12 protein-coding genes are annotated in these 15,924 nt (G+C 68.8%); 6 read left to right on the top strand and 6 right to left on the bottom strand.

The window, feature by feature from the left end:
- Nucleotides 1-423 precede the first annotated feature (423 nt).
- The 3 genes from EJ913_RS10405 (at nucleotide 424) to EJ913_RS10395 (ending at nucleotide 5,670) form a co-directional block, all read left to right on the top strand.
- Nucleotides 424-1,701, top strand: a complete 1,278-nt coding sequence (locus EJ913_RS10405; RefSeq protein ID WP_126997457.1) for a type III PLP-dependent enzyme — start codon at nucleotides 424-426, stop codon at nucleotides 1,699-1,701.
- A 142-nt stretch (nucleotides 1,702-1,843) separates the two neighbouring features.
- The gene (locus EJ913_RS10400) at nucleotides 1,844-3,265 is read left to right on the top strand and encodes a homospermidine synthase (protein ID WP_126997455.1); all 1,422 of its coding nucleotides are present in this window, start codon (nucleotides 1,844-1,846) and stop codon (nucleotides 3,263-3,265) included.
- A 113-nt stretch (nucleotides 3,266-3,378) separates the two neighbouring features.
- Nucleotides 3,379-5,670, top strand: coding sequence for an LPS-assembly protein LptD (locus EJ913_RS10395; protein WP_126997453.1), 2,292 nt, complete (start codon nucleotides 3,379-3,381; stop codon nucleotides 5,668-5,670).
- Here the strand turns inward: EJ913_RS10395 and EJ913_RS10390 are convergent.
- Entirely contained in the window at nucleotides 5,627-6,208 is a 582-nt protein-coding gene (locus tag EJ913_RS10390) for a D-glycero-alpha-D-manno-heptose-1,7-bisphosphate 7-phosphatase (protein ID WP_126997451.1), read from the bottom strand. The genes EJ913_RS10395 and EJ913_RS10390 overlap by 44 nt on opposite strands.
- Before the next feature lie 153 nt (nucleotides 6,209-6,361).
- Here EJ913_RS10390 and EJ913_RS10385 point away from each other — a divergent pair, with 153 nt between their 5' ends.
- Nucleotides 6,362-7,087: a hypothetical protein gene (locus EJ913_RS10385; protein WP_126997449.1), complete on the top strand. Its 726-nt coding sequence runs from the start codon at nucleotides 6,362-6,364 to the stop codon at nucleotides 7,085-7,087.
- Here the strand turns inward: EJ913_RS10385 and EJ913_RS10380 are convergent.
- Genes EJ913_RS10380 through EJ913_RS10365 form a run of 4 tightly spaced genes read right to left on the bottom strand, consistent with a single transcriptional unit; the run spans nucleotide 7,078 to nucleotide 11,375 of the window.
- Nucleotides 7,078-9,099, bottom strand: coding sequence for an O-linked N-acetylglucosamine transferase, SPINDLY family protein (locus EJ913_RS10380; RefSeq protein WP_126997447.1), 2,022 nt, complete (start codon nucleotides 9,097-9,099; stop codon nucleotides 7,078-7,080). The two genes, EJ913_RS10385 and EJ913_RS10380, sit on opposite strands and share 10 nt — an antisense overlap.
- A 1-nt stretch (nucleotide 9,100) precedes the next feature.
- Nucleotides 9,101-9,448 (bottom strand): YdbL family probable chaperone protein, encoded by a 348-nt coding sequence (locus EJ913_RS10375; RefSeq protein ID WP_126997445.1) that lies wholly within the window; start codon nucleotides 9,446-9,448, stop codon nucleotides 9,101-9,103.
- Nucleotides 9,448-9,696 carry a YnbE family lipoprotein gene (locus EJ913_RS10370; RefSeq protein ID WP_126997443.1) on the bottom strand — a complete coding sequence of 83 codons (249 nt, stop codon included), beginning with the start codon at nucleotides 9,694-9,696 and terminating at the stop codon, nucleotides 9,448-9,450. The genes EJ913_RS10375 and EJ913_RS10370 overlap by 1 nt, the downstream gene beginning before the upstream one ends.
- Before the next feature lie 8 nt (nucleotides 9,697-9,704).
- The gene (locus EJ913_RS10365; RefSeq protein WP_244939311.1) at nucleotides 9,705-11,375 is read right to left on the bottom strand and encodes an intermembrane phospholipid transport protein YdbH family protein; all 1,671 of its coding nucleotides are present in this window, start codon (nucleotides 11,373-11,375) and stop codon (nucleotides 9,705-9,707) included.
- 167 nt (nucleotides 11,376-11,542) lie between these two features.
- Between EJ913_RS10365 and EJ913_RS10360 the strand changes: the two genes are divergently transcribed.
- Complete coding sequence (locus EJ913_RS10360; protein ID WP_126997441.1) at nucleotides 11,543-12,094, top strand: peptidylprolyl isomerase; 552 nt, start codon at nucleotides 11,543-11,545, stop codon at nucleotides 12,092-12,094.
- Between the two features lie 70 nt (nucleotides 12,095-12,164).
- On the opposite strand, the gene EJ913_RS10355 is transcribed toward EJ913_RS10360, so the two are convergent.
- A complete protein-coding gene (locus EJ913_RS10355) occupies nucleotides 12,165-14,813 on the bottom strand; it encodes a serine/threonine-protein kinase (RefSeq protein ID WP_238521175.1) in 2,649 nt (882 codons plus the stop codon).
- A gap of 208 nt (nucleotides 14,814-15,021) precedes the next feature.
- Here EJ913_RS10355 and EJ913_RS10350 point away from each other — a divergent pair, with 208 nt between their 5' ends.
- Nucleotides 15,022-15,918 carry an aldose 1-epimerase gene (locus EJ913_RS10350; protein WP_126997439.1) on the top strand — a complete coding sequence of 299 codons (897 nt, stop codon included), beginning with the start codon at nucleotides 15,022-15,024 and terminating at the stop codon, nucleotides 15,916-15,918.
- Nucleotides 15,919-15,924: the final 6 nt, after the last annotated feature.

Genomic DNA, 15,924 nt, shown 5'->3' with positions numbered 1-15,924 from the left:
ATGCGGCACGGCCTCCGGGCAAACCCCGGTCTCAAAAAATTCACTTGAATTGCGGGCAAAAGAGCGTAATTCAATGCGAACGACGCACCCGCACGTGCCTATGGCCCTCTGTGGTTATGCTACGACGTACCGCGTCCTTTTTGGCAGAACCGACCATACAGTGGGTCGGTCCCGAGAGGGAGGTCAGTATGTTTGCTGCCCACGGTAAGGTTTTGAGACGGTAGCCCTGTAGCCGGGATTCGACGCGCTGTTGCCCGGAGCTTCACAGCCCGGGGCCGCTGGCCCGATCCGGCTTTCCGTCTCCACCCTCCCCTATCCGAACAATTCGATGATTCCGTTCCGCGCGCCAGCTTTGGCCGCAACGGGTCGCCGTCTTTTGCTCACTGGGCCGGCCGCCGCCGTGCCCAGGGTATGGAGTGCGCCATGGGCTTCATTCGTTCCCGTTCCGCCGTCACCCCGCTGCGCCGCAACGCCGCCACGGCGTCGGTGTCCCTGTCCTCGGGCCGCCGCTCCTCGGTCGTCCAGGCGGTCGCCCTGCACCGTCCGGAAGACCCGATGCACTGCATCCGTCCGGGCGTGCTGGCCGACACCGCCGAGAGCTTCGTCGCGGCCTTCGCCGACGCCACCGCCTCCATCGGGCGCGGCGGCGACGTGCTCTACGCCGTCAAGTGCAACCCGGAGCCCGCCGTGCTGCGCGCCCTGTGGGCCGGCGGCGTGCGCCATTTCGACGTGGCCTCGCCCGGCGAGATCCGCCTCGTCCGCCAGATGTTCCCGGACGCGGTGCTGCACTACATGCACCCGGTCAAGGGCCGTCAGGCGATCCGTGCCGCCTACCAGCAATACGGCGTCCGCGACTTCGTGCTCGACAGCCGCGAGGAGCTGGACAAGATCCTGGAGGAGACCGGCTTCGCCGCCGATCTCGGCCTCGTCGTGCGCCTCGGTCTGCCCAAGGGCAACGCGGTCTACGACCTGTCGGGCAAGTTCGGCGCCGCCATGGCCGACGCGGTGGCGCTGCTGCGCGCCGCCCGCGCCGCAGCCCCCAAGCTCGGCGTGTCCTTCCACGTCGGCTCGCAGATGCTCGACCCGACCGCCTACGGGCGGGCGCTGGAGCTGGCCGGCCGCGTGATCGCGGAGGCCGGCGTGGATCTTGACGTGCTCGACGTCGGCGGCGGCTTCCCGGTGTCCTATCCGGGCGTCACCCCGCCGCCGCTGGGCGACTTCATGGCCGAGATCGCGCGCGGCGTCGCGGCGCTCGACCTGCCGGAGAGCTGCCGCCTGTGGTGCGAGCCGGGCCGCGCGCTGGTGGCGCCGGGCGTCTCGCTGGTGGTCCAGGTGGTCAAGCGCCGGGGCGACGAGCTGTTCATCAACGACGGCGTCTACGGCGCCCTGTCGGACGCCGGCGTGCCCGGCTTCCGCTTCCCCGCGCGGCTGATCCGGCCGTTCGAGGCGATGACCGACGCGGCCGACGTGGCGTTCAGCTTCTACGGCCCGACCTGCGACAGCGCCGACAAGATGAACGGCCCCTTCCTGCTGCCGGCCGACATCAAGGCCGGCGACTGGATCGAGCTGGGACAGCTCGGCGCCTACGGCTCCTGCCTGCGGACCGCCTTCAACGGCTTCGACCAGGCGCGGGTGGTCGAGGTCTCCGACGCGCCGCTGCTGGAGACCCCCGGCTACCTTCTGCGGTCCTGCGCCGCGTGAGCGGTTCGCCGGAAACTGTGGATAAAGTTTAAAGACACCCGTACCATTCAACAATCCGGCGCCGTCCCGTCGCTTCCTCAGGGAAGAGACGGGGGCGCCGGTCTGTGCCGTCGCCTAAACTACCTCGGAGGAGCAAGCAATCATGGCCCTGGACACGAAGTTCCAGACGTTCACAGGCCGTATGGTCATCGTTGGTTTCGGATCGATTGGCCAGGGTGTTTTGCCTCTGCTTCTGCGCCATCTGGACGGTCTTACGGCCGACCGGATCACCATCGTCACGGCCGAGGAGCGCGGGCGCGAGGAGGCGGAGCTGTACGGCGTCGCCTTCCACAACAACCCGCTGAACAACGACAATTTCTTCCAGGTCCTGAAGCCGCTGCTCGACAAGGGCGATTTCCTCGTCAACGTGTCGGTCGACGTGTCGTCGATCGCCTTGATCGAGTTCTGCCATCGCATCGGCGCCAACTACATCGACACCTGCATCGAGCCCTGGGCCGGCGGCTACACCGACCCGACGCTGTCGCCCTCGCTGCGCTCGAACTACGCCCTGCGCGAGACCGCGCTGGCCACGCGCGACAAGCTGGCCGGCGGCCCGACCGCCGTCATCACCCATGGGGCGAATCCGGGCCTCGTGTCCCACTTCGTCAAGCAGGCCCTGCTGAACGTCGCCGCCGACACCGGCGTGGCGACCGAGGTCCCGACCGACCGCGACGGCTGGGGACGGCTGGCGCAGCGCCTGGGCATCAAGACGATCCATGTGGCCGAGCGCGACACCCAGGTGTCGAACCAGCCCAAGCAGATCGGCGAGTTCGTCAACACCTGGTCGATCGACGGCTTCGTCGGCGAGGGCTGCCAGCCGGCCGAACTGGGCTGGGGCACCCACGAGAAGCATTTCCCCGAGGACGGACGCCGCCACGACTTCGGCAGCGACGCCGCCATCTACCTGATGCGGCCGGGCGCCTCGACCAAGGTGCGGACCTGGACCCCGCTGGAGGGGCCGTTCCACGGCTTCCTCATCACCCACAGCGAATCGATCTCCATCGCCGACTACTTCACGGTGCGCGAGGGCGACGAAGTGGTCTACCGGCCGACCTGCCACTACGCCTACCACCCCTGCGACGACGCGGTGAAGTCGATCCACGAACTGGCCGGCAAGAACTGGGCGATCCAGGCCAGCCAACGCCTGATGATGGACGAGATCGTCAGCGGCATGGACGAGCTGGGCGTGCTGCTGATGGGCAACCCCAAGGGTGCCTACTGGTACGGCTCGCGCATGACCATCGAGGAGGCGCGGGAGTTGGCGCCCTACAACAACGCCACCTCGATCCAGGTGACCTCGACCATCCTGGGCGGCATCGTCTGGGCGCTGGAGAACCCGAATCGGGGCGTCGTCGAACCCGACGAGGTCGACTTCCGCCGGGTGCTGGAGGTCGCCACCCCGTATCTCGGCGAACTGGTCGGGGCGTATGGCGACTGGACCCCGCTCCAGGACCGCAACCTGCTGTTCCCGGAGGACATCGACGAGAGCGATCCGTGGCAGTTCAAGAACTTCCGCGTGGTCTGACCGGCGCTTGCCGAGGGCATCGGTGGCGCGGCGGTGACAACCGCCGCGCCACCGTCCGGGCCGCGAAGCGAAACCGTTGACTTGGCCGGGCGCTTCCCCCAATCGTTCCAGCCATGCCCAAGCCCGTCTCCCGGCGCGCCCGCGCCACCGCCAAGTCCGTTTCCTCCACGATCCTGCGCTCCGGCATCGTCGGGCTGATGATCGCGTGCGGGGTGGCCACCGCCGACCTGGCCGGCGCGCAGTCGCCCGCCAGGGAACCGCAACCGCCGGTCCTGCTGACCGCCGACCAAGTGACCTTCGACGAGCCGAACGGCATCGTCACCGCGACCGGCAACGTGGAGCTGGCGCAGGGCCCGCGCAGCGTCCGCGCCGACACGATCACCTACAACCAGAAGACCAAGGTCGTCACCGCGACCGGCGCCATCCGGCTGGTGGAACCGTCGGGCGACATCATCTTCGCCGATTACGCCGAGCTGACCGACGATCTGAAGGACGTGTTCATCGAGAACATCCGCGTCCTGATGACCGACAACGGCCGCGTCGCCGGCAACGAGGGTGAACGGCGCGAAGGCCGGCTGACCCGTGTCAACCGTGGCGTCTACAGCCCTTGCGACCTGTGCAAGACCGACCCGACTCGGGCACCGCTCTGGCAGATCCGAGCCGTCCGCATCGTCCACGACAACCAGGAGCACGAGGTCCGCTACAAGGACGCGACGATGGAGATCTTCGGGATCCCCGTCGGCTACACGCCCTACCTGTCGCACCCCGATCCTTCGGTGGACCGTAAGAGCGGCTTCCTGACGCCGTCCTTCGGCAACAGCTCCGACCTCGGCTTCATCCTGAAGAATCATTACTACTGGGACATCGGGGAGAACCAGGACGCGACCTTCGACCTGCAGGGCTATTCCAAGCAGGGCCTGCTGCTGGGCGGCCAGTACCGCAAGCGCTTCGAGAACGGCCGCTTCGAGATCGAAGGCGCGATCACCAAGGGCGAGTTGACCAACGGCCCGTCGGAGGACAGCCCCAAGGACCGCCGCACCCGCGGCTACATCGGCGCCAAGGGCCTGTTCGACATCGACGAGACGTGGAGGGCCGGCTTCGACGTGAAGCGGGCGAGCGAGGCGACCTTCCTGCGCCGCTACTACGATTTCCGCGAGGACTACCTGACCAGCAAGGCCTATGTGGAGGGCTTCCAGGGGCGCAACTACGCCTCGCTCGCCGCCTACGGCTTCCAGGATCTGCGCTACGGGAACACGATACCCGAACCCGTCGCGGTCCCGGTGGCGCGCTACAACGCGCTGGGCGAGCCGGGCAGCTTCCTGGGCGGGCGCTGGTCCTTCGACGGCGGCCTGCTGGGCGTCACCCGACCCAGCAACGGCGGGCCGAACACCCAGCGCGTCACGGCGCAGCCGGGGTGGCAGCGTGAGATCGTGTCGAGCGTCGGCTTCGTCACCACCCTGTCGGCCAGCGTTCTGGTCGCGGGCTACAACGCCGACCGCTTCAGCTCGGCCGACCCGACGGCGCGCGGCAGCGAGGACGTCAGCCGTTTCCGCTTCTTCCCCCAAGGGCAGATGACGGTGCGCTATCCCTTCGTCCGCTACGGCGAATCCTCCCAACAGTTGATCGAACCGATCGGGCAGTTGACCGCCGCGCCGAAGCTGCGCACCAACAAGCTTTTCCCGAACGAGGACAGCCTCGACGTCGAGTTCGACGAATCCAACCTGCTGACGCCCAACCGCTTCACCGGCATCGACCGGCTGGACGACGGCGTGCGGGTGACCTACGGCCTGCGCGGCGCGATCTACGGCAACACCCAGGGGTCCGCCAGCCTTTTCCTCGGCCAGAGCCGCCGCCTGACCAACGCCTCCAGCGATTTCCAGGTCGGATCGGGTCTGGAAGACCGGACTTCGGATTACGTTGGAAAGTTGGATCTGCAACCGGCCGACTGGCTGGACGTGAACTACGGCTTCCGCATCGATCACGAGACCCTGCGGCCACGCCGTCATTCGCTGAACGCCTCGGCCGGCGTGCCGCTGCTGCGTGTGTCCACCGCCTACACCTTCGTCGACCAGACCGCCTCGCGCAACGCGGTGTCGCAGGACCGGGTGGAACAGGCGACCTTCATCCTCTCCTCCAACTTCACCGACAACTGGGCGCTCAGCGTCGCCCATGTCCAGGCAATGGAACCGCAGCCGGGCGCCCGCACCAGCTTGGCGACGCTCACCTACGCCGACGAATGCCTGGTCTTCCAGACCATCGCCCAGCGCGACTACACCACGACGGCCGGCGGTGTGAAGGATGGCAACACCATTTTCTTCCGCCTTGTCTTCAAGAACGTCGGCGAGTTCAAGACACCGGGCATCAGCGCCGGCTTCCTTGGCGGCTCTTCGTCCTCGTCCAACTAGTCAGCAGCGGAAGGATTTCCGCCAGACGGCCGACCGTATGGTCGGCCGTCTGCGTTTCGGCTCCATCCCTTTCCGTGTCGATCCGCACGCGCAAGCCCACCCCGGCCGCCTGCGCCGCCTGCATGTCGGTCGGCTGGTCGCCGACGAAGACCGAACGGGCAAGGTCGAGGTCAAGGCGCCGCGACGCCTCCAGGATCATGCCGGGGGCGGGCTTGCGCCAGAAGCTCTCGCGGGCGAAGCGCTCCACCGGGCCGCTCCGGTGATAAGGACAATGGAAGACCCCGGCCAGTTCGACGCCCCGCCTCCGGAACTCATCCGCCATCCAGGCGGTGAAAGCCAGGAACTCGGCCTCGGTGAAATAGCCGCGCGCGATGCCCGACTGGTTGGTGATGACGGCGAGGCGGTAGCCCTGGTCCACCGCCGCCCGCGCCAGATCGAAGATGCCGTCCATGAATTGGAAGCGGTCGTGGGTGACGACATAGCCGTGATCGACGTTGATGACGCCGTCGCGGTCGAGGAGGAGGGCGGGACAGGACAAGGCGCGAACCCCGATGACAAAGTTCGGGCTTTGGTAGCATGGCGCCGCCGCCGGGGAAACAATGTCCGGACCGCCGCCTGTCAAGGGGTTGCATCGCACCGGCGTTGCCGCTAGCCATAGGCGCCTTCCTCAGCCACCCATCCGCGACGCATCATGACCCTGGGACGCTACGACTACGAACGACGCTACCGCCGCCGTGTCTGGGCCGGTTTCGGCAAGTTCGGCATTCTGGCGGCGCTGCTGCTGGGGGTCGGGCTGTTCGCCTACCAGATGGGCATCGAGCAGTTGAAGGGGCGCGACGTCACCCTGCGGGAGGAGATCGCCACCCTGTCGCGCCAGAAGGCCGAGTTCGAATTGCTGGCCTCGCAGATGCAGACGGCGGCCCGCACGGCCGAAGCGCGCAGCGCCGAGCTTGAGGCCCGGCTCCAGCGCGAGGTGCCGACCGGCGATCTGGCCCGGCTGTCGCAGCTGGTGGCGGAGCGGATCAAGGGCGGGCTGGACGCGAATCGCTTGGCCTTCGTGATCTCCCAGGCGCAGACGCCGCGCAACTGCCAGCCGGCCGACAGCAAGCGTTTCACCCTGACCACCCCCCTGCTGAAAGGCGGCACGCGCGGGGCGACCTTCGGCAACGGCGCCGTCACGGTGGCTGGCGAGGGGCAGCCCTCGCACAACGCCCAGGGCAACCAGGAAAGCTGGTTCGACCCGAGCCAGCCGGTGACGATCAAGATCACCGGCATCGGCGGCAAGACCGCGACGGCCACCGGCGTGCTGCCGCTGCACCAGTCCCTGGTGGTGGACAACAACGAGTACCGATTCACCTTCGCCGCCGGCCAGCGCTCCTTCGTGGACGTCACCGCCGACCGCTGCGCCTATCCCTGATCCTCGGCGTCCACGGCAAAGGAGCGTGGCGCCTCGCCGCGCGCGTGGATCGCCCACATCGTTTCGAAGGCGCTTTCCAGGGCGCGAGCGAAGCGGTCGGTGTCGAACAGCGGTGCCGTCGAGCGGTTCGCCGCCAGCCGCTCCTTGAAGGCCGACAGTTCGTCCGGCCGGCGCGCGAGGCGTTGGGCGGCGGTTTCGTAGGCATCCCAGGATTCGACCACCAGTTCCGGTAGCCCCACCGCCCGCAACAGGCTGGCGCCGACGCGGGATGCGAAGGACTCCCCCAGCACCGTCAGAACCGGCAGCCCGGCCCACAGCGCGTCGGCGGCGGTGGTGTGGGCACCGACCGGCCCGGTATCGAGGAACAGATCGGCCAGCCGGTAGCGCGCCAGATACTCGGGGCCCGGCAGGCGCGGCGAGAAGACCAGCCGCTCCGGCTCGATCCCCCGCGCAGCCGCTTGGCGCCACAGGTTGCCCGGCACCTCCGGGTGGCTGGCGAGCAACCACAGGACCGAGCCGGGGACGGCGGCCAGGATTCCGCACCAGCGGTCGAACAGCGCCGGCCCGATCTTGTAGGCGGCGTTGAAGCAGCAGAACACGAAGCCCTCGTTCGGCAGCCCGCAGGCCGCGCGGCCGGGTGGGGGGCCGATGGGGCGGCTACGGTCGTTGGGCTGGTAGACTTCCGGCAGATGGACGATCCGCTCGGTGAAGGCCGATTGCCGGGTGAAGGGGGCGACGGTGGCGTCGGCGATGACGTAGTCGATCCAGGGCGCCCCCGTCGTTCCCGGATAACCCAGCCATTGCGCCTGCACCGGCGCCGGGCGATGCGCCGCGATGCCCGGCCGGGCAAGCTGGGTGTGCCCCTTCAGATCGACCAACAGGTCGACGCCCTCGGCGTGGATTCGGCGGGCGGCATCCTCGTCGGACAGGGCCGACAGATCGAGGAAACGGTCGAAGCCGCGAAGCAAACGCGCCCGCATCGCGCCGCCGTCGCCGGGACCGTGGGAGCAGGCGACGATCTCGAACCGCTCGCGGTCGTGCCGCTCGATCAGTTCGGCGATCAGGATGGCGGTGGCGTGCTCGTGGTAATCGGCCGAGAGGTAACCGACACGAAGCCGCCCATTTCGCTCCGTCCGCTTGGGGAAAGCCGGGACGATGCCGCGCGCGCGCCATGCGCTGTAACGCTCCGCGCAGACACGCTCCAGCGTCGGGCCGGCGCCCTCGCCAAGGAAAATCCAGGGATGAACCTGCTGCGTGACGCCGTCGCGCACCGCCGTGACCAGCCACTCCGAAAGGGCCGGCAGACCGTCCCAGCGCGCGAGGTGGCGGCGCTGCTGCACCAGCTGCGCCAAAGCGCCCCCGGCATCGGGCAGGCCGATGCGCAAAGCGCGCTCGAAGCTTGGCAAGCTCTCCGGCAGGCGGCCGGTCTCCTTGAGGGCGAGCGCCAGATTGGCGTGGGCCTCGGCCAGATCGGGGCGCAGGACCAGCGTGTTGCGAAAGCCCCGGACGGCCCCCTCCCCGTCCCCCCGATCGCGCCGGACCGATGCGAAGTTCAGCCAGCCCGCCGCCAGACCGGCATCGGTCGCCAGCGCCCGGCGCAAGGAGGCTTCGGCCTCCTCCAGCCGGCCAAGCTCGCGCAGCATGGCGCCTTGGTTGCAGGCGGCTCCGGCGAAACCGGGCATCAGCCGGGCCGCCTCGCCATAGGCGTCCACCGCCTCATGGACACGTCCTTGCGCTTGCAGCGTCACGCCAAGATTGAAATGGTTGCCGCCGAATCCAGGCAGCCACGCCAGCGCTTGGCGGTGGTGCGCCTCCGCCTCAGCCACGCGGCCCTGCCGTCGCAACGCCTCGCCGAAGTTGGAGCGGGCGACCGCCTCCTCCGGGGTGCCGGCCTGCCCCAGCGCGTCGAGCGCCGCGAACAGCCCGGCCAGCGCGGCACCGTCGCCCGGCCGTTCGGACAGGCGGTGGCGGCAACTGACAAGAGCCGCGCCCGGATCGTCGGCGGCGGTCACGTCACTTGCGCTGCCACTGGCCGGCCGGCGTCATCACGAACTGGCCGGCGGGGGTGCGTTCCACCAGTTGCTGGCCAGCGACGGCCTGCACTTTGTCCAATGCGGTGCCGTTGCTCTTCGCGATCTCCTTGTAGCGGGCGAGGCGCTGGGCGTTGACCTCCGCGACCAAGGTCTCGACGAGGGGCGGGGCGCCGGCAACGGCGCCGACCAACCCATCCGGCCGCTCGCCGATCTGACCCGCCGTCTTGGCAGCGGCCAGGGCATCCTGCGCCAACGCCGGAACGGCGGTGAGGACGGGAGCACCCAGCAGAAACAGGGCGGCGGTCAGGCTGCGGAAAAAGCGGCGCATCACGGCGTCTTCCCTTTTTCGCTTTTGGACACGGAGGCAGGCGGCAGGCCGAACAGGGCCGGATCATTGCGAATGGCGCTGTCCACGTCGCGCTCCAGCTTGACGCGGACCTCCTGTTCGATGCGGACGTTCAGGTTGATCTCGATGGGCTTGTCCGGCGCCTCGATCTTCACGGTCGGGGAGCAGGCGGCCAACGCCAACGCCAGCAGCGGCGGCGCGAGATAGGGGGGGAGCGGCTTGGTCGTCATGATGGCGGTCAAGGGTCCTTCTGGTCGAAACCGGTCATACGCTCGCGCACCATGTCGGGAATGCGGACGGCGTCGAGGCTCTGGCGCAGGATCCGGTCGAGCGCGCCCGACAGCTTAAGGTTAAGCGAGACCGGATAGCCATCGTAGAATGAGGGGTTGGCCCCGCGCACCGACAAGCCCGCGCTCAACTCTCCTCCGGCTTCGCCGTCGATGGTCAGGCGCAGCGTGTCGTATCGGAAATCGGTCAGCGCCCCCAGCAGCAGGGCGCCGGGGCTGCCGTCCTCCCCTTGCAGGGCCGGCGGCGGATGGGCCGGGTCGTAGCGCAGGGTGCCGTTACCGGCCGCCTCCAGCACGCCGCCGTCGAGGACGACACGGTCGCCGGACAGCCGCACTGGCAGGGTGCCGGACAGGGTGCCGGTCGCGTCCATCCCCTCTACGGCGACCAGGGTCAGGATTTGGGCAAGATCCACCCGGTCGGCGTGCAAGGTGACAAGCCCTTTGGGCGCGGTGGGCGACAGCTCGAACGGGTCGGCGCGCACGCTGCCGCCGGCCCAACGCCACACCGCCTCGTCCACGTCGAGCTTCCGGTCGCGCCCGTAGCCGAATCGGATCGTTCCATCGGTCAACGGAACGCCGACATCAAGCAGGGCCACCGACAGCGTCTGGCCGTCGGGGACGACCGGCGGCGACAAGCTGGACAGCGCCACCACGCCGTTGACGCCGCCGACCGCGACCGGACCGAATTTCCCAGCTCCGTCCTGAATCCGGACCTGACCGCCCGACCGCAGCCCGGACGGTCCCCAAGCGACCTTGGCCTTGGCGGTCAGGGTGCCGGTGGAGGGGCCGGCGAGGCCCGCCAGCAGCGGTGACACCGTCTTCAGCCCTGGTCCCTTGGCGGTCAGCTTCATTGGTTTGGTCGCCAGATCGGCGTATCCCTCGCCCGTGTTCGGGTCGTGGGTGCCGGTCAGGGCAGCGGTGAGCAACCCTTGCGCCGCAATCGCGGTTCCGGTGAAGCGCCACGGTTCCCCCGTCCTCTGCTCCGCCTTGGCGGTGACGGCCAGCGGCGCGATCTCGGCGGGGGTGACGGTGCGGCGCAGGGTGGCAGCGTGGCTCTCCACCGCCTGGGAGAGTGGCGTTTGCGTCAGCAGCGTCGTCAAGCCCTCCACCCGCAGAGCATGCGCCGGCAAATCCAGGCGCGGCACGAGAATCTCGGCCACCACCACGGCGCCGTCGCCGGACCAGCGCAGGACGGGCGCGTCCTTCGCCGCGCACAGCATGGCACCCTCCGGCAGAAGGACGGCCTCGCCGTGCAGGGCCAAGCCTTCCACCTTCGCGTTCAGGCAGCCCAGCGGGGTGACCGTCACCGCCCAGCCCGCCAGCCCGACCACCAAGTCCCCGGACAGCCGTGCCCGCCCGTCGAGCAGCACGCCCAGCACGGCACCGGCCCCGGCCAGCCCGTTGAAATCCACGGCGACGCCTATGCGCAAACCCCGCCAACCCTCCGCCAGCCCAAGGGAATCGACGGTGGCGACGGCCTCGTCGAAGCCGGCGCGGCGCAGGGCCATGGTCGCGGCGGCGCCGAGACCGGCGGCGGCGAACAGCCCGGCCGTCACCGTCCAGGCGCCCAGCAGCAGCGCCGCCACCGCCACAACCCTCCGTCTCCTCTTGCGCAACGCCATATTCCCGTCCTCGACCAACGTCGGATCCATCGTCATCAACACCCACTTACGACCCTATCGTCCGTGACCATTGGAGGATAGAGTTCGTGCCGCCGGGCGGCTTTGCTTTGGGCGGCTTTTCCCCTATGGTCCCCGGCGCGGAATTCGGCACCATCGGAGTGTTTCGCATGTTGCGGTGGACCCGCGTCTTGTTGGCGGCCCTGCTCGCCATGTTTCTAATCTCTCAGGGGGAGGCCAAGGCCTTGGATCCGGAAAACACCCTTTACCTCGACCTCAAGGACGGTCGCGTGGTGATCGAAATGCGCCCAGACCTGGCGCCCAACCACGTCGCCCGCATCAAGGAACTGACCCGCCAAGGCTTCTACAACGGCGTCGTCTTCCACCGCGTGATCGACGGCTTCATGGCCCAGACGGGTGACCCGACCGGCACCGGTTCGGGCGGCTCGGGCAAGAAGCTGAAGGCCGAATTCTCCAGCGCACCGCACATCCGCGGCACGCTGTCGATGGCCCGCACGCCCGATCCGGACAGCGCCGACAGCCAGTTCTTCATCTGCTTCGCGCCGTCCTCCTTCCTCGACCGCCAGTACACGGTCTGGGGCCGCGTCGTCGAGGGCATGGAGTTCGTCGACCAGATCAAGAAGGGCAGCCAGTCGGCCAACGGCTCGGTCAAGGATCCCGACAAGATCGTCAAGATGCAGGTTGCCGCCGACGTCAAGTGACGTTGCCGTCCGCCGATCAGGCTTGAGAGACAGGGGACCGGTTCGCGCCGGTCCCCTTTTTCATTTGGATTCAACCCGCCCCGAAACTGCCGGTCATCGCGCGCAGCAGATCGCGCATGCTCTGCGGCCGATCCTGCCAGCGCATGGCGAGGCCCGACAGCAGCACCTTTTCGAAGGCGGGAGCCAGACCGGCGCCGAGGGCGTTGGGCTTGGGGATGCGGTCGTTCATGAAACGGGCGGTGGCGTCGGGCGGGGTCTTGCCGGTCAGCGCCAGATACATCGTCGCGCAGAGCGCGTACACGTCGGACCACGGCCCCTGCCGGCCCTCGTTGGAATACTGCTCCGGCGGGGCGTAGCCGGGCTTCAGGATCACGGTCAGCCCGGCCCCTTGCCCCGCCGCCTGCCGAGCGGCGCCGAAATCCAGCAGCTTCCGTTCCCCGCCGTTGGTCAGGAAGATGTTGTCCGGGCTGATGTCGCGGTGGATCAGCCCCTGCTCGTGAATGGTCTGGAGCGCCTTCATGATCGGCGTCAGCACCCCCAGCGTCCGCCGCACGTCGATCCGCCCGCCGCTGTCGGCGAGGTATTTCTTCATGGTGCGGCCCTCCAGCAATTCCATGACCAGATAGGCGGTGCTGTTCTCCTCGAAGAAGTCCTGGACGCCGACGATCTCCTTCACGTCGCGCAGCCGGGCGAGCAGGCGCGCCTCGTCGAGGAACTTGGCCATGCCGGCGGCGAATCCGCGCGCGTGCTCGTCGGAAAAGGCGATGACCCCGCAGGATCCGGGAACTCGCGCGATCAGGTTCGCCGGGTAGAACTCCTTGATCGCCACCCGCACCCGCAGCCGGTCGTCCCAGCCCAGATAGGTGGCGCCGAACCCGCCCTGCCCCAACACCCGCCCGACCTTGTAGCGGCCGAGCAGCAGCGTGCCCGGCATCAGATGCACGCCCGGCCGGTTGTCGGAAGTCACGGGATAGCCGCACTCCCGGCAGGTGTCGCGCGTCGGCCGGTGGGCGAAGCAGCTCGGGCAGAGGCCGTCCGTCTGCGGCGCCGTGATCGTCACCGTCTGATTGGCGCCAGCCATCACCGTGACAGCCCCCCGCGCCGGAGCAGCCGGTATCGCTACGGTGTCGGCGGAATCGGCGGAGAGCGCGCGGGGCGCCGGAGTCTGGGGAACCGCTTGAGGCGCCGGAGCCGGCGCGGTCGCCATCTGGCGCAGGCGGTCCAGCAGTTCCAGCAGACGCCGCACCTCGGCCTGCGCCATCTCGTTGTTGGGCTGGGCGGCGAGGTCGGCTTGGAACTGCGGCTGGCGAACGACCTCCAGGATGTGCTGGCGCATCAGCGGCAGCGCGCCGTCCTCGCGGATTAGGCCGGAGCAGGCGATCTCCGCCAGCCGGATCGTGCGGCGGCGCGCCAGCGGCTCGATCTGCCGCAGCCGGGCGGCGAGCTTGCCGGACTTCACGTAATCGTCGATTGACCGCTTGGCCCGCGCGACGATGCGCTCGCGCGCCTCCTCCGGAAGCACGGATACGGCGATGGCGGCCATGGCGTCGGCCAGCCCCCGCTCCAGCAACGCCGTGTCGGGGCTTTGGACCAGTGTGTTCTCGATCAGCAGCTCGTTGCCGACGGCGGCGTCGAGCGAGGCCACGATCTCGCCCATGTGCCGCTCCGCCGGGGGGGCGGCGGCGACGGCGGTCAGGTAATGGATCCGGCAGATCAGGTCGGCTTGCCCCTCCCCCAGCCCGACGATGGAGTGGCGGTAGGCGCTGGCCCCGCCCTGCTGCAGCCGGCGGGAATAGCGGACGGTCAGCGCGTCGGCCATCAAGGGGCCGCCGGTCAGTCCCTTTCGGGTCAGCAGATGGCCGACCAGCGTCTTCAGGCAATCGGTGTCCTGATCCAAGGCGCCCCGGCCCAGCGGCTGCGGCGCCTTCAACTGGCGCCGGATACGGTCGAGCACCATTAGCCGCGCCATCGGCAGCTTGCCTTGCCGGAACAGCGCGTTCAGCACGCCGAGCCGGTTCGGCCCCATCGCCTCCACGCCGATTCGGCCGAACAGCAGGTCGCACAGCGTGATCAGCAGCGCGCCGGGCGTCAGCCCGTTGCCGAACAGCTCATAACCGGCGGCGACCGACGACAGCAAATCGCCGATCACGCCGTCCACTGCGTCGGACAGCCTGTCGTCCCGGTCCCACTGGTGAAGCTCCAGCAATCGGTCGAGCTTGGACGCCCAACTCTTGATCTCGCAAAGCTCCACGCTCAGCGCGACCCGCAGGTCGTAGGCTGCGTCGCCGGTCGGCGACTTCCCCGGCCCCGCCGCCAGCACCGAATCAAGGGCCGAGCGCCCTTTGGGCAGGTCGGCGAAGGCAAGCTGCGCGAAACGGGCCTTGGTCCAGGTCTCGTCGATGGCGCATTGCAGCGCCACCCGGCGGGCGCGCTGCTCCTGGCCGGGGGTGCGGGACTGGACGGTGGCGATCCGGGCCGCCGCGTTTTCGACCAGTTGGCCCTGCTCCAGCAACGCCTTCAGCGGCTTGGCATGGTGGATCAGCTCGGTCGGCGTCAGCGCCAGCGGGTCGAGGTGGGAGCGCAGCGCGATGCCCATCGTCATGCGCGCCGGCCAGCCGTGATAGTCGGCGAGGCTCGTGCACAACTCCGCCTCGTCGAGCGTTCCGACGCTGGCGGAGGGCGGGGGGACCGCCGGACGGCTGGGCAGCGGCTTGGACACTCGGACCTTTCGACGGTGGGGAATACTGGCGGAGCGGAAGCCGGTCCGGGGCAGTGTCGCGCCGTGCCGGTAAAGGACCGGTGTATGATAGCGACATTTTTCGTCGAAAACCCACGAGTTGTGGTGATGGTGCGACAGCCGCGACGGGCGTTTCCCTTCGTTCTTCGCATGTGCGATAACAACGGGGGGCTGAAAGCGGGGACTGCGCATGATCGATATCCGCGACACGTTGGTGTTGCGCCACGGCGCGATGGATTGCCGTCTCGCCCCCGCCTGTGGCGGCTCCATCGCGTCTTGGACGCTGACTCGGCGCGCCGGGCCGGTCAACCTGCTCCGCCCGGCGAGCGAGGCGGCGCTGGCCGGCGATTTCGCGCCCGACATGGCCTGTTTTCCCCTGATTCCCTTCTCCAACCGGATCGCCGGCGGTCGCTTCGCCTTCCAGGGGCGCCTTGTGGAGATGCCGACCGATTTCGGATCCCCGCACCGCATCCACGGCCACGGCTGGGCAAGGCCCTGGCGGGTGGAGGAGCAGACGCGCTCCTCCACCCGGCTGGGTTTTCGTCATCGGGCCGACGCGTGGCCCTGGAGCTACAGCGCCACCCAGACCATCACATTGGACGACGTCGGACTGACGGTGGCGCTGGCCGTGGTGAACGAGTCCGACAGCGACATGCCCACCGGTTTCGGGCTGCACCCCTATTTCCCGAAGCCGCCGGGAACCCGCGTAACCGCGCCGCTCCGCACGTTTTGGGAAAATGACGCGACGATCCTGCCCTACCGTCGCCACGCACTGCCGCCGGCTTGGGACTTCCCGTGCGGCGTGATGATGGATGGGGTCGCGCTGGACAACGGCTTCACCGGCTGGAACGGCAGGGCGGCGCTGGAATGGCCGGGGCTCGGGTTGTCGCTGACGCTACGGGCGGAAGGGCCGTTCGGCCACCTGATCGTCTACGCGCCGGCCGGCGAGAATTATCTATGCCTCGAGCCGGTCAGCCACATGACCGACGCGCTCAACCGGCCGGACGAGCCCGACGCCGGGGTCATCGCTTTGCCGCCGGGCGAACGGCTGACCGGCGTCGTGCATTTCGAGATCGGAGAGCTCTGAGCCCCC

Origin of the sequence: Azospirillum doebereinerae (assembly GCF_003989665.1) — a bacterium.
Classification (GTDB): Bacteria; Pseudomonadota; Alphaproteobacteria; order Azospirillales; family Azospirillaceae; genus Azospirillum; species Azospirillum doebereinerae.
Note: the sequence above shows the minus strand (reverse complement) of the source record. Positions and strands in the feature narration are given on the sequence as shown.